General features: G+C 63.7%; 6 protein-coding genes. All 6 read left to right on the forward strand.

All coding sequences use genetic code 11. From position 1 onward, the window contains the following. Positions 1 to 50: 50 nt before the first annotated feature. The 6 genes from ACN0RC_RS05335 (at position 51) to ACN0RC_RS05360 (ending at position 14,915) form a co-directional block, all read left to right on the forward strand. The gene (locus tag ACN0RC_RS05335) at positions 51 to 3,650 is read left to right on the forward strand and encodes a helicase-related protein (RefSeq protein ID WP_417509513.1); all 3,600 of its coding nucleotides are present in this window, start codon (positions 51 to 53) and stop codon (positions 3,648 to 3,650) included. Then, complete coding sequence (locus ACN0RC_RS05340) at positions 3,647 to 6,523, forward strand: DUF1156 domain-containing protein (protein WP_417509514.1); 2,877 nt, start codon at positions 3,647 to 3,649, stop codon at positions 6,521 to 6,523. The genes ACN0RC_RS05335 and ACN0RC_RS05340 overlap by 4 nt, the downstream gene beginning before the upstream one ends. A 5-nt stretch (positions 6,524 to 6,528) precedes the next feature. Next, positions 6,529 to 9,918 carry a DUF499 domain-containing protein gene (locus ACN0RC_RS05345; protein WP_417509516.1) on the forward strand — a complete coding sequence of 1,130 codons (3,390 nt, stop codon included), beginning with the start codon at positions 6,529 to 6,531 and terminating at the stop codon, positions 9,916 to 9,918. Positions 9,919 to 9,922: 4 nt separating this feature from the next. Then, positions 9,923 to 10,981 carry a DUF3644 domain-containing protein gene (locus ACN0RC_RS05350; protein WP_417509518.1) on the forward strand — a complete coding sequence of 353 codons (1,059 nt, stop codon included), beginning with the start codon at positions 9,923 to 9,925 and terminating at the stop codon, positions 10,979 to 10,981. Positions 10,982 to 10,992: 11 nt separating this feature from the next. Then, a complete protein-coding gene (locus ACN0RC_RS05355) occupies positions 10,993 to 13,170 on the forward strand; it encodes a GTPase (RefSeq protein ID WP_417509519.1) in 2,178 nt (725 codons plus the stop codon). A gap of 143 nt (positions 13,171 to 13,313) precedes the next feature. Then, the gene (locus ACN0RC_RS05360; protein ID WP_417509521.1) at positions 13,314 to 14,915 is read left to right on the forward strand and encodes a dynamin family protein; all 1,602 of its coding nucleotides are present in this window, start codon (positions 13,314 to 13,316) and stop codon (positions 14,913 to 14,915) included. Positions 14,916 to 15,176: the final 261 nt, after the last annotated feature.

The following is a 15,176-nucleotide window of genomic DNA, read 5'->3' on the forward strand; positions in this document are numbered from 1 at the left end:
GCGGCCTGACGTATCCTGATCGACTTGCCATTTTCCAGGGGAGGAACCACGTGGACGCACCTGCGGTGACGCTCGCATCGTTGCGCGCTGGTCAACGCCTGCGCGGTGTCCTGCCCGGGCAGCCGGTGACGCTCGTCGGCGTGACGCCGCTGGACGACGCGCTCGTCGAGATCTTCTTCCGCGATGACTCCGGCCGCACCGGCGAACGCATGATCACCGATGCGGATGCCGGCAAGCTCGAGCTGGTCGCTGAGCTGGGCAACGCCCCCGCGTTCGACGGCGACCCTGATGAGTTCCGGCTCTCGGCCGAGGCATTGCGCATCAAGTACGCTGCGCTCTACGATCCGATGGCGGCGGTGAACAGCTCGGATGTTGATCCGTTGCCGCATCAGATCCGCGCGGTCTACGAAGAACTCCTCCCGCGGATCCCGCTGCGGTTCCTGCTCGCCGACGACCCTGGCGCTGGCAAGACAATCATGGCCGGCCTCTACCTCAAGGAGCTCATCCTCCGCGCCGACTGCGAACGAGCGCTGATCGTCGCCCCAGGGGGCCTCGTGGAGCAGTGGCGGGAAGAGCTGTCGCAGAAGTTCGACCTCTCGTTCGAGATCTTCAACCGTCAGATGGTCGACGACGCGCAGGGCCGCAATGTGTTCGCCGAGCACCCGTTCCTCATCGCACGGATGGACCAGCTCTCCCGCAGCGACGATCTAATCGAGCAGCTCTCCGACGTCACCTGGGACGCTGTCGTCGTCGACGAGGCGCACCGCATGTCAGCGCACTACTCGTCCTGGGCAGGCCAGGTCGACGAGACGAAGCGGTTCCGCCTGGGCAGGTTGCTCGCCGAGACCGCGCACAACTTCCTCCTCATGACCGCGACCCCGCACGCGGGCAAGGAAGAGGACTTCCAGCTGTTCATGTCGTTGCTGGATCGCGACCGGTTCGAGGGCCAGTTCCGCGCCGGGGTGCATCGCACTGACACCCGAGGTCTGATGCGGCGCATGGTGAAGGAAGAGCTCCTCACCTTCGAGGGCAAGCCACTGTTCCCCGAGCGCCGCGCGTACACGGTCGAGTACGAGCTCAGCGACCCGGAGCGTGAGCTGTACGAGCTGGTGACGGGCTACGTTCGCACCGAGATGGGCCGGGCGGAGCGCCTCGCGCAGGCCGGGGACAAGAAGCGCGGCAATAACGTGGGGTTCGCGCTCACCGTGCTGCAGCGACGCCTCGCCTCGAGCCCCGAAGCCATCCTCCGATCGCTCGAGCGACGCCAGGTGCGACTCGAGACGCGTCTGCGGGAGTGGCAGCGTGCGACCGACGAGGCCCGCTACAGCACCTCGATGACTGCGACGATCGACGAGTGGTCGACCGGCCGTGTCGCACTCGACTTCGAAGACGCCTCTGCTTCGGCGCCAAGCTTCGACCCCGCCGAGTTCGATGATCTCGACGAAGAGGTCGCTGAAGAGGAGCGCGCGCAGTTCGAGTCGCGTGTCGATGAGGTCGTCGACCTCGCCACCGCTGCCGAGTCCATCGGCGAACTCCGCGCGGAGATCGCGATCCTCGAAGACCTCATCCGCGTCGCACGCCGCGTCCGGCTGCTTGACGACGACAAGAAGTGGGTGCAGCTGCGCACCATCCTCGACGACCAGCTCCTCGTCCACGACGACTCGGGCGAGCCCCGCAAGATCATCATCTTCACCGAGCACAAAGACACCCTCGACTACCTGCGCCAGAAGATCACAACGCAGCTCGGTCGCCCCGAGTCGGTCATCACGATTCACGGTGGCACCCGCCGCGAAGACCGCAAAGCGGCACGTGAGCAGTTCACCTACGACCGCAACACCGTCGTCCTCCTGGCGACGGATGCTGCGGGTGAAGGCCTCAACCTGCAGCGTGCGCACCTCATGGTCAACTACGACCTGCCGTGGAACCCGAACCGGATCGAGCAGCGCTTCGGCCGCATCCACCGCATAGGCCAGCGCGAGGTGTGCCACCTGTGGAACATGGTCGCGAAGGACACCCGCGAAGGGGACGTGTTCACCCGGCTGCTGTCGAAGATCGATCAGATGTCGATCGCGTACAACGGCAACCTCTTCAACGTCCTCGGCGACACCGATGCATTCCAAGAGAAGTCGCTCCGTGAACTGCTGATCGAGGCGATCCGGTACGGCGACGAGCCCGAACGCAAGGCCGAGCTCGACCGCGTCATCGACGCGAGCGTCGCGCACGGCCTCGACACGATGGTCGCCGAACGGGCGCTGCACCCCGAGATGTACTCGTCACTCAATCTCGAAGAGATCCGCGGACGCATGGAGAAGGCCCGTGAGCGACGCCTGCAGCCCGGATACATCGCGGCGTTCTTCATCCCCGCCTTCGAGCGCCTCGGCGGCCGCATCCGCCGGCGCGAAAAGGGTCGCTACGAGATCACTCGCGTACCCCAGCGCATCACCGACACCGCTCGACGGCTCAACCGGTGGGCTCCGGTACCCGAACGGTTCGAACGAGTCACGTTCGAGACCGCGCACCTTCGCCCCGAGCACCAGACGCAGGCAGCGCTGCTCGCGCCCGGGCATCCCCTCCTGCAGTCCGTCATCGAGCTCACCATCGAAGACCTTGGTCCCGTGCTCAAACGAGGGACGGTGTTCGTCGACCGCCGTGAACAGCAGTCCGACCGGACCGCGCTGTTGTACGCGGTCGAGCAACGCATCCAGAACGCCACCCCGGATGCCGACACGGTGTCGCACCACTTCGACTACCCTGTCCTCGACACGGCTGGCGAGGTGACACTGGCCGCGGCGCCGCCGTACCTCGACTACGACGCGCCACATGCCGATGAGGCTGAAGCAATCGCGACAGCTCTCGACGACGAGTGGTCGAAGAGCGACCACGAACGATCCATCCGCGCGTGGGTATTCCGTGACGGGCTCGCGCCCCGCATGGAAGAACTCGCCGCGCGGGTCGCCGTAGACGTCGACCGCACCCGCGTGCAGGTGAAGGAGCGACTACTCGCCGAGATCAACCACTGGGACCGCGAGCACAACCGCCTCGAAGCTCTCGAACGCGCCGGCACTGTCGGCCGCGTCCGCGCAGAAACAGCGCTCCAACGAGCACGACAGCTCGACGAACGACTCGAGAAGCGGCTCCGCGCACTCGATGAAAGTACCCAACTCGTCGCGCTACCCGCGGTCGTCCGCGGATCAGCACTCGTCGTGCCGAGCCAGCAACTGGTGACTGGCGACAGGGATGCCGCTCCCCAAACCTTTGCGCGCGAGACGGAGCTCGTCGAACGCCGAGCGGTCGAGGCAATCCTCACTGCTGAGCGCGCTCTGGGGCGTATCCCTCACGAGATGCCCCGTAACAACCCCGGCTACGACATCCAGTCGCTCGACGCCGAGGGACGCATCCACTACATCGAAGCGAAGGGGCGCATCGCGGGCTCCGACACCTTCACGATCACAACTAACGAAGTCACCTTCGCCCAGACACAAGGCGACCGCCACCGACTCGCCCTCGTCCTCGTGTCGCCCGATGGCGAGAAGCAGGACCGACTCCGCTACGTCCTCGACGCCTTCACACACATCGAGCCCTCGGCAACGACACGGTCGTACAACGAGGAGTGGCGCGATTACTGGGATCGGGGCGGTCCGCCACGATGAACGAATACCCCGACATCCATAGCACCGCCAGCGAGAGAAGCAACATGACCGACGTCCCAAGAAGAAAGCTCATCGAAGTCTCGCTGCCACTCGAGGCGATCAACGCCGAAGCGTCTCGGGAGAAGTCCATTCGTCACGGCCACCCGTCGGGACTGCACCAATACTGGGCACGGCGCCCTCTCGCCGCAGCTCGAGCAGTGCTGTTCGCGCAGCTCGTTGACGACCCGTCATCGCATCCGAACGAGTTTCCCACGATAGCTGCCCAGGATGCGGAGCGGGCACGACTCCATGCCCTGCTCGAGCAGCTCGTCCTTTGGGAGAGCAGCAATAACGAGAGTCTGCTTCGACAAGCGCGCGAGGAGATCCGCAAGAGCAACGATGGGAAGCTTCCTGCAGTTCTCGATCCATTCGCAGGTGGAGGTGCGATCCCGCTCGAAGCTCAGCGCCTCGGCCTCGAGGCACATGCAAGCGATCTCAACCCGCTCGCGGTCCTTATCAACAAGGCGCTCATCGAGATCTCGCCGAAATTCGCGGGCTTGTCTCCAGTGTTCCCTGGCGCGGCTTCTACCCGCAACGGGTGGTCAGGAGTAGATGGCTTCGCCGAGGACGTTCGACGATACGGCGACTGGATGCGTGAAAGAGCCGAGAAGCGGATCGGTTCGCTGTACCCGCGCGCGGTCGCTCCAGACGGCACGGAACACACCGTGATTGCTTGGCTCTGGGCGAGAGTAATCACTTGCCCGAGCCCTGCGTGTGGGATTTCGACTCCGCTCGTAAAGTCCTGGTGGCTTAGCAAGAGGAAAGGTCAGGAAGCCTTCCTCTCGCACACGGTCGTTAGCGACGAATCAGCCCCCGGCGGCCGGCGGGTCGCGTACTCGGTCAGCTACGACCGGGCGGCTGCCCCCACGGCCGGGGACGACGGGACCGTGGGAAGGAAGGGGGCGAAGTGTGTCGCATGCGAGACCGCGATACCTCTTGCCTATGTGCGCTCTGAAGCACAAGCGGGTCGAATGGCGGCCCAACTCACCACGGTTGTTGCCGAAGGTGAGCGCAAGCGGTTGTATCTCGAGCCAACCGCCGAGCACCTCGCGGCAGCGAGTGTTGACCGTCCCAACACCGTTCCGATTGGGTCGCTCCCGCCCCACAGCCTTAGTCCAAATAGCCACCAGACCGTCAGAATCTACGGTTTCGAAGAGTTCGCCGATCTCTTCACTCCGCGCCAGCTGGTGGCACTGACGACGCTCAGTGACATCGTCACGGAGGCTAGAGCAAAGGTCTTGCACGACGGGTTGGCGGTCGGGCTGCCGCGCGGTGAGCGACTTGAGGGCAGCGGTGACGGTGCCGAAGCATATGCGGATGCCATTGCCACGATCCTTGCATTCGCACTGGACAAACAAGCGGACCTAGGGAACGCTCTTTGCCGGTGGGAACCAAACGCGCAGTGTCCCAGACAGCTCTTCGCTAGGCAGAACATCCCGATGGTTTGGGACTACGCGGAGTCAAATCCCTTTTCATCATCTTCTGGGTCGTTCAAGGTCATCGTCAGCGGAATCGAGAAGGCGTTGCGCTCCCCGGCTTTCGGAGCATCCAACGTCCCGGCAGGGCCGGTGGTTGCTGCAGACGCCGCTGCGCGAGATTACAACGGGGTGGTTGTGTCCACCGACCCCCCCTACTACGACAACATCGGATACTCCGACTTGTCCGACTTCTTCTACATCTGGCTCCGGAGATCGCTTGAGAACGTTTATCCATCGCTGTTTGCGACCATGCTGGTGCCGAAGGCAGAAGAGCTTGTCGCAAACCCGCATCGCATGGGAAGAGAAGCCGACGCCTTCTTCATACGCGGCTTCAACTCGGTCTTCCAACGAATCAGAGCGGGATACGAAGGTGACGACGATCGATTGCTCACGGTCTACTACGCGTATAAACAGCAGGAGTCGGACGCAGAGGGAACCATGTCCTCTGGCTGGCACACTCTGCTCGACGGATTGGTCAACGCCGGCTGGATAATCACCGCAACCTGGCCGATGCGAACCGAAACCTCGAGTCGACTGATTGCAAGCGGCGCAAATGCGCTCGCGTCGTCTATCGTCCTCGCCTGCCGCCCTCGCAGCGCTGACGCGCCAACTGCCACGCGGAGGTCGTTCGTCGCCGAACTGAAGTCCGAGTTGCCGGAGGCATTGCGAACGTTGATTCAAGGCTCCATCGCACCAGTTGATCTCGCCCAGGCGGCGATCGGCCCGGGAATCTCGGTGTTCTCACGGTACTCACGTGTGCGCGAGGCCGATGGCTCAGACATGAGCGTGAGAGACGCGTTGCTACTCATCAACTCGACGCTCGACGAAGTGATTGGCGAGCAGGAGTCCGACTTCGACCCGGACACCCGGTTCGCCGTCAAGTGGTACCGCCAGTACGGCTGGATTCAAGAAAACTCAGGAATCGCCGACCAACTGGCGCGCTCGTCCGACACGTCGATCGGTGCGCTTGAGCGCGGGGGAATCTTCGAGGCGAAGGGCGGGAAGGCACGCCTTCTCTCACCCACTCAGCTCGAGGACGAATGGGATATTGGCGCCGATGAGCACGTCAGCGTCTGGGAAGCGACCGTGCGCCTCGCGGCGGTCATGGCGAAGCACGGTGCTGACGAAGTCGCGGGGCTGCTCCCACTCGTGCAGACGCGAGTGAGTCTCGACGCGGTGAAGGAGTTGGGCTTCCTGCTGTTCCATGAGGCGGAGAAGAAGCGGGACACGAAGGACGCGATTCTGTTCAACGGGTTGGTGAGCGCCTGGGGTGACGTGAACGAGCAGGCACGGAAGCACGCCGGTTCGCCGCGGGCCGTTCAGCAGGCGTTCGACTTCGATGAGGATGGGGACTGAGTTCGATGGCGATGAACAACCGTGACCGCGTGGGAAAGGCCTTCGACCTCCTGTCGGAGGGATTGCTTGATTCCGTCGACGAGGTGATGACCGCCGCCTACGGCACGTCGGACTGGCCCGCCGCATGGGCACAAGAAGATGCTCAGCGTCGGGGTGGGCCAGCCCGGACCTTGACGAAGCACGATGTGCAGGTGCAGCTTCGTGCGATCACCGAGCAGGGCTACCGCTTCAAGGACGTGCTGTCGCGTGCGCAGCAGGGGTTCGGTTCCGAGCTCCGTGAGACGCGCAATCTCTGGGCGCACAACGAACCGTTCAGTTCCGACGATGCGGCGCGAGCTCTCGACACGATTGAGCGGCTACTCCACGCTGTCGGCGCGGTCGACTCTGCCGAGGATGTCCGCAAGCTCCGCGTCGATCTGCAGCGCACCGTCTTCGAGGACCAGACGCGCAAGCAGGTCAAGCGGACGACTGTTTCTCTCGACCCGGGCTCGGGCTTGCGGCCATGGCGTGAGGTGATCCGTCCCCATGACGACGTCGCACGCGGCGAGTTCACGGCATCCGAGTTCGCCGCCGACCTGCACCTCGTCCGCACAGGCCAGGCGACAAGCCCCGAGTACGGCGATCCCGTCGAGTTCTTCACGCGCACGTACCTCACGGAGGGTCTGCGAGACCTGCTGTCCCGTGCGCTCCGGCGCGTGAGCGGCGACGGCGGTGCGAGCCCTGTCGTCAACCTGCAAACGAACTTCGGTGGTGGTAAGACCCACTCGATGCTCGCGCTTTACCACCTCTTCAGCGGTACGCCTGCGAAGGACTTCCCGCAGGAGCTGCAGGAACTCATCGCCGAGAACGGTAACCCCGATCTCGCTGCTTTGGGCGCCAAGCGTGTTGCGCTCGTCGGCACCTACCTGAAGGCGGGGTCGCCGCTCATCAAAGACGACGGCACCGAAATCCGCACCCTCTGGGGGGAGCTCGCGTGGCAGCTCGGCGGCCGCGAAGCGTATGACCTGATCGCAGCGGATGACCGCGCCGGGACGAACCCGGGCGAGGCGCTGCACACGCTGATTGCGAAGTACTCGCCGGCGCTCATCCTGATCGACGAGTGGGTCGCGTACGCGCGGCAGCTCGTCACAGACAGGGAGCTTCCGTCCGGCTCGTTCGAGACACAGTTCACGTTCGCGCAGTCGCTGACCGAGGTCGTCCGGTCGGTGTCTGGAGCGATGCTCGTTGTCTCTATCCCGGCATCCGACACCGGCGAGGCTGGCAGCGGAAGCGACATCGAGATCGGTGGCGCCAACGGTCAGCTCGCGCTGGAACGCCTGCAGAACGTCATCCGCCGCGTCGCCGACCAGTGGCGCCCGTCGAGCAAGGACGAGTCCTTCGAGATCGTTCGCCGCCGGCTCTTCCAGGCGCCGAACGCTGAAGGCCTGACGACGATCTCTGCAGTCGCTCGCAGCTTCGTCACCCTGTATCGGACCAACACTGCGCTGTTCCCGCGCGACGCCGCGACGCCGAGCGACGACTATGAGCAGCGCATCCGCGCGTCGTACCCGCTGCACCCGGAACTGCTCGACCGGCTATACGAGGACTGGTCGACGTTGGAGCGCTTCCAGCGCACCCGAGGCGTGCTCAAGCTTGTGTCGTCGATCGTGCACGAGTTGTGGGCCTCCAACGACACATCGCCGCTGATCCTCCCCGGCAACGTGCCCCTCGAGGCGACGACGGTCAACACCGACCTCACCCAGTACCTCGAGGATCAGTGGAAGCCGATCATCGACTCCGACATCGACGGGCCCGGTTCGATGGCGCAGCAGATCGACCTGGACCGTCCGAACCTGGGCCAGCGGTTCGTCACGCAGCGCATCGCGCGGACGATCTTCATGGGAGCGGCCCCGCGCATCAATGCGTCGCGTAAAGGGCTCGACAAGCAGTACGTGTGGCTCGGCACTGCAGTCCCGGGCGACACTCTCGGGAACTTCGGTAGCGCGATCGAGTTGCTCGCGCAGAGGTCGACGTACTTCTACGAGGAGCAGGGCCACTACTGGTTCGACACTCAGCCGTCAGTGACCAAGACGGCCAACGACTACGCCGAGCGGCTCCGCGAGGACGTCGAAACGGTGTGGAACGAGATCACCGAGCGGCTCCGCAGCGAGGAACGGTCGCGCGGTGTCTTCGACCGTGTGCACGTCGCGCCGGCATCCAGCGCCGACATCCCCGATCTCGAAGACGCGCGGCTGGTCATCGTCCACCCTCGTCAGTCGCGGCGGAAGTCGGACGGCGCTGAGTCGTCAGCCCACCAGTGGGTGCGCGACGCGGTCGAGACGAAGGGGGCGAGCCAGCGCGTCCATCGCAATACACTCGTCTTCCTCGTGGCCGACAAGAGCGAACTGGAGAGTCTCGAAGCCGCAGCGCGCAGCTACCTCGCGTGGAAGCGCGTGCAGGCGACGAGCGAGAGCCTGAACCTGTCGGTCCAGCAGCGCAAGCAGACCGACGACTGGGTCATACGTCTCGACCGCACAGTGTCGGACCGGATCCGCGACACCTTCGTCTGGGCGGTCTACCCCGAGCAGTTCGACGCCACCAAGCCGTTCGACCTCATCACGGACAAGGTGCCCGACTCGGGCGGTCGATCTCTTGCCGAACGCGTGGCCGCCAAGCTCTCTCGTGACGATCAGCTCGTCACGGAGCTCGGCGCGCCGATCTTGGGCGCGACACTGCATCAGGAGCTTGGTCAGCTGTGGCGCGACAAGGGCGAGATCAGCGTCGGCGAACTCTGGGGCTATTTCACCCGATACGTCTACCTGCCGCGGCTCGTGCAACGAGAGACGCTCGACTCCGCGATCGAGCGATCCCTGAACTCCGTCCTCGTCGACGGCGAGAAGTTCGCGATCGCCACGGCGAAGGATTCCGACTCTGACCGCTATCGCGGGCTGATCGTGCCACCCGCCCACAACACCGCGATCCAGGTGACCGACAGCACACTCCTCGTCGACTGGAACAAGGCCGACGAGCAGACATCCGCCGATCGCATCGCTGCCGCCCGCGAGGCTGCCAGGCGCGCAGCCGAGGAAGGTGCTCAGGTTGGTCCGGTCGACTTTGTCCTCATCGATGAGCCCGCCGACGACGAGCCTCACGAACCCAGCGACGACGTCGCCGTGCCACGACGGCCGAGCCGCTACTTCGGTTCGGTGACCGTCGACCCCGACCGATACTCCCGAGACATCGGAAACGTGACTCGCGAGATCATCGATCGGCTCGCCGGCGCCGGCGCGAAGCTCGAGATCACGATCGACATCCAGGCCAGCAAGAGCGACGGCTTCGACGAGAGTGAAGTGCGCACCATCTCCGAGAACGCACGCGTGCTCAAGTTCGACCCGAGCTCGGGCTTCGAGAGCTGATCTAATGGCCCGACCACCTGCGTGGAGATACACGCTCGATGAGGCGCGCCGACAGGCGCTTGTGTCGATCGACTTCTACAACCGACCTGGCGATCGTCGCAGCTTCAGCGATTTCATCGTGCACATCCACCTCGCCTGGCAGAACCTCCTCCATGCCGACCGCATCAAGCGCAAGGTAGAGATCTTCTATCGCGAGTCAGGCGGTCGTCGCCTCTTCAAGCGCAACCCCGATGGTTCGAAGAAGACCTGGGATCTCAGCCAGTGCGTCAAGCACGAGTTCAAGGACAATGATCCGATCCGAGCGAACGTCGAATTCTTCGTTGGGCTGCGCAATCACGTCGAGCACCGGTTCCAGGACTCCATTCTTGTTGCCACTGCCGCGGAGGCTCATGCGTGCATCATCAACTTCGAGGCGGAGCTCGTCCGACGATTCGGCGCATCCGAAACCCTCGGAAGCGAACTGAAGTTTCCCGTCTTCGTCCAGTCTCTGAGCCCATCGCGCTACGAGGAGCAGAGAGACCTGCGTCGGGGCCTTCCCGCAACGGTCTCCACGTTTATCACCGAGTTCCAGAGCAGCCTTGCGGACGAGGTGCGAAGCGATGAGCGGTTCGCGTACCGGCTGCTGCTCCTCCCGATGAAAGGGCCGAAGACTGAGGCAGATCTCGCGCTGAACTTTGTGCGCCAGGACGAGCTCAGTGAGGAGGAACTGCAGGCGCTTCTAGGGCAGCAGGGCAGCGTGATCGTCGCCGAGAAGTATCGCGAAGCCGTACACGGGGACGAGATGTTGCCGAAGGCTGCAGCGGATGCTGTGATGGCGCGTATTCCGTTCGTCTTCGGCGTCAACGACTTCACCATCGTACGAAAGGCTTGGGAGATCGGCCCGGCCAAGAGCGGCTCGAAAGAGCAACTCCCCAAGTCGGACGGCTATTGCGTCTACTCTCCCGCGTTCAAGCAGTTTGTGTACCGTCCGAAGCTCGTGGATCGCATCGTCGAAGCGACTGCCCGCGCTGAGGATTTCGAGTCGCTGCTCAGACGCGCTCCCGTGTCGAAGTCCGCGACCTGACGAGGTCGCTGATGATCATCGTCCCGAGCCAACCGAGAGCGCCTGGCCACGAAGGCGCGAGGCAGCAGCTCTTTGGTATCGACCAACCAAGGCTCGCCTCGCCGGCCGCGCTGAGAACGCAACTGATTGAGCTCGCCCGCACCGCGGAGCGTACCCTCGCACGCACGGTCGATGAGCTCACCCCGCAGTTCGAGTCGCCCGAGCGACACGAGCTGCGTACCAGCCTCGTCGTCCCGCTGCGGGAGGCGACGGATCGGATCTCACGGGCCTGTCTGCAACTGCAAGGTCGTGACGTGGATCGCCCGTTCCGGATCGTGCTGATGGGGCGCACGATGGCTGGCAAGAGCACACTGTTCGAGTTTCTCACCGGAGGCGATGGCACCAGCGTCGGTCAGGGCGGCCAGCGAACGACTCGGGAGACGCACACCGGGATGATCCTCAACCACGACATAGAGATCGTTGACACGCCTGGTGTCGGGGCCATGGATGGGGATGAAGACTACCTCGAGGCGTTCAGCCAGATCGACGATGCGGACCTGATTCTCTGGGTCGCGACCAACGAGGCTACACAGGAGCAAACAGGTCGCGCTCTGCAGCAGCTCGCCGACTATGGCAAGCCAATCGTGGTGGCGCTCAATTGCCTCCGCGACGTCACGGACGAGCTGGATCGGGCCGATCTGCTGGAGGAGCCGGAGCTCATCTTTGGCGGTGACACTCTCGGCAACTTGAAACCGATTGTCCGCCACCTTGCGCGCGCCGGTGGTCGGTATGTCTCTGCGGTGACCATTCATGCCCAGGCGGCGCTACTGTCGCTCGCCGGCCAGCTCGAAGCAGTTGAGTCAGCCGAGTTGCGCCAGGCGAGCCGTGTTGATCGTCTTCTCACCGAGATTCAAGAGCAGAGGGACCGAACGGCGGAGCTGCGAAGGACTGCGAGTATTGGAGACTTCCTTCGTAGTGCGCTACTCGATGCCGCCGGCGCGGCAGCGGCGGCCGTCGGGGCCGCCACCGCGATGGCCGCCGCCGCTCGAGGTAGCCGTGACAATTTCAAGCGGCGCGCCGATCGTCGGGTCATCGACGCGCACGACGAGCTTGTGGCCGCGTTCACGGCTGCTCTCGCCCGTCGCGAGCGGTGGATCGAACGCGTAGATGTCGGCCTGAGCGACAAGCGGATCAACGCCGAGTGGGCTACCGAAATCGCGGCACTCAGGGAGGAGATTGAGACCCATGCCGCGGACGTTGGCCGCCGTCTGGAACGTGATCTGAAGAGAACCGCCATCGATGTCGCTGACGACTGGGCCCAGATTGACGTTGGCAGCTTCAGAGATCTCGGCGGTCGCGGAGCGATCTGGGGAAACCGTCTGGTTAAGGTCGGGGGTAGATTTGCCGTTACAGTCGGCACGACCATCCTTGGCGCGAAGATCGGCGCGATTGCGGGCACCGCGTTGGGACCCGGTCTGGGCAATGCCATCGGTCTCGGCCTCGGCGCGATCATCGGCTTGTTGACTGGAATCCTCGGCCTCAACCGCGGTATCGACTGGATCGGTGACAAGGTCTTCCGAAGTGCTGCCGATGTCCGTGAACGTCGGCGCGAGAGGGTGCGTAGCCAGCTGTCGCCGCTTCTTGTGCGGGTCGGTGACCAGGTCCTGCGGGCGGGCCACGATGTTCGAGCGGCCTGGCAGTTGGCCGTCGAGGGCGAGACCGCACGCCACTCCTTGGAGCTCGACACGCTGGATCAGACGGCGCGAACCCTTAACCACACCATCACCGCAGAGTTGGAACCCATCCTCGCCCGGATCGATGTCGAGATCGCTGGTGAGCTTCTACGGATTATGGGGCGGGGACGCGCGGCATCCGCTCTCACGCGCGCGACTCGTTGGCGGGGCGCAGGCATGGCCGTGGAACTGCCCGAACCTGAGTTCAGTGAGTTGGTCCTCTTCCCTCTCCCCGAAGACGCAGAGCGAGTTCTACCGACGGCCACGTCCACGTCTCCATCTGCCAGCGCCGTCCAACTGATTCGAAACCTGGCTGCCGGTGAAGTAGCGATCCACGGCTGGAACGAGCAAGAAGTGATCGTCGAACTCACCCATCCACTGGCCCGCGGCGCTCGAGAAGCGTGGCAGTCGCTGGCGTTGGCGCACACGGGAGTCAAAATGGCCATCAGCGAGAACACCCAAGGAGTCGCATCGTGACGAATATCCTTATCCATGAGCTGCCGGAGCAAACGCAGGTATTGGTGACGAGGCTACGAGCCGTCCTGCGAGATGTGCCCGGCGGCCCAGCGTCCGCATTGCTCACCCGGGCGACGATCGACCAGGCAGAAAATGAGCCACGCATGGTCCTGACCGGTCAGTACAGCAGCGGAAAATCCAGTCTCATCAAGGCACTTACCGATGGTGCGGTGCAGCCCGATATCGACGCAGATATCGCAACTGGCGAAGTCACCGAGTACGAGTGGGACGGCGCCGTCGTCCTCGTCGACACTCCCGGCGTGCAGTCAGGCCTGCGAAGCCACGATGAACTCGCAATGGATGCGATTGGCAATGCTGACTTCATCTTGTTCGTCGTCACCGTCAACCTCTTCGACGATGCGTCTCGCGACTTCCTGCGGCGCCTGGCGAATGGGCTCCAGATGCATGGGCAGATGATCGTCGTCATCACGCAGACGAGCAAGCGCTCCGCAGCGGATGGTGTGCGAGAACAAGCAGTTCAGGACGCGCTCGGAACCGTCACGTATAGGCTGCCCATTGTCGAAGTCGACTCTGTCGACTACATGCGCGGCCTCGAAGGTGGCAAGAACGCCGACGCGTTCAAGCAGAGGTCTCGAATCGACGATCTGCGGGCGACAATCAACCGGATAAGTGCTGAGAGAGGCAATCTCGCCAGACTGCGTCAACCTCTCCATCTGGTCCGTCAACTGTGTGATGAAGCGCAGGCACTGTTCGCGCAAGACAACACCTCTCGCGCTGCCCTCGCGCTGCTTGCCTCCCAGGCTCGAGCGATCTCTCAGCGGCGATTCATGCTGGACCAGAGCTTCGCGAGGATCGACGCCGAGTTCAAGCGCGACTGCCTCGTGGATGTCGTAGGGTTCGTCGACACGGCGTCGATGCTGCCCGACGACGAAGGTCAGGGTCGCACGGTGCTCGAAGCCGCAGAGGCTCGTCTCATCGAGTCTCTCGAACGTCACGCCACAGAGTTCGCTGAACGGATCAACCAGCTTGCCGATTCCGAGTTCGACACGCTATCCGAAGAGCTGCTTGAGATTGGCGAGAGCAACCGGCTCGACCTCTTACTCCGACCGTCAGGAGCGGTCTCACTCGATGCTCCCGATCGAGTCCGTGCTGACACCTCCGCGACTAGTAGCCAAGCAGCAAGAGCAGCGATCGCGGTGGACTGGCAGAAGATCGGTGATCTTATCAAGCGCGGACAGGGCTGGTGGGGTGCCGGCGAAGGACTGCAGCAAGCTTCCGGGTCACTCGGACACACGCTGGTCAAGGATGTCGGCCACACGTTCGGCTACAAGTTCAAGCCCTGGCAGGCACTGAAGATCGCAGACAAGATCGGCAAAGCCGCGAAGGTCGGTGGCTTCGTCATCTCAGCAGGGACAGCGGGGTACGAAGTCTGGAAAAACGAGCGCGAGGCGAGAGCGGCTCAGGTCCAGAGCGAGCGACAGCATTCCGCGCTCGTGACCGAAATCATGGGGCATGCAGACACGATCGCATCCGACGCACGGCACGAGCTGGCAACAATCATCGATCCTCCGCTAGACAAGCTCCTCGACGAAATCCGTGTCTCCCAAGAACAGATCTTGAACGCTGAGCGCACCCGCACGTCGACCGCTGGCGAGCTTCGAGCGATCGCCGCCGAAGCGGACCGTCTGTTGTCGCTCAGTGCAGGTGTTGCTCCGGCACAGGGCGAAGGAGATGACGTTGAGTAGCAAGTGGAGTTGGTTCTTCGGCTTCCTCACCGCTGCTGCGCTCGTACTCGGCATCCTCTTCTTCGTTGCCACACAACAGCTCACGGGGCGGGACTGGATCGTGGTGCTAATCGGTCTGGTGCTAGGGGCACTGACAACGGCGTTGATAGCGACTTTCATTGCGCATCGGACCACTTCAGCAAGTTCGAACGCAGAGCCCGGCAAGCCACCGGCGACCGAGAGCCAGCCGCCGAGGACTGGCCGGGCATCGATCAGCGTGCC

The sequence above is a fragment of the Microbacterium sp. genome, from assembly GCF_048259935.1.
Lineage (GTDB): Bacteria > Actinomycetota > Actinomycetes > Actinomycetales > Microbacteriaceae > Microbacterium.